Annotated in this window: 1 protein-coding gene; it reads right to left on the bottom strand. The window is 42.6% G+C overall.

The window, feature by feature from the left end; translation table 11 throughout:
* A partial coding sequence (locus ACSZOX_RS22440) for a PD-(D/E)XK nuclease family transposase (protein ID WP_437922485.1) occupies positions 1-230 on the bottom strand: 230 nt, incomplete at both ends.

Genomic DNA, 230 nt, shown 5'->3' on the forward strand with positions numbered 1-230 from the left:
ATTTTGCTACCGTAATACAACATACGACGTTTCAGGTTCACCTGAGCCGTACGCTGGACCTCAATGACGAATTTTGCACCATCAGCAGTGGTGCACATCAGATCAAAGATAACTGTACCGATCTCGACCCCATCCCCTACATGTTCATTCCGAACATAAACCAGATCAACGATATTCTTTCTACCGCGAAAGAACCCGTTTAATAGGGCTATTAATAAATCTTTGTTTGT

Origin of the sequence: Sphingobacterium sp. LRF_L2, from assembly GCF_965644235.1 — a bacterium.
GTDB lineage: Bacteria > Bacteroidota > Bacteroidia > Sphingobacteriales > Sphingobacteriaceae > Sphingobacterium.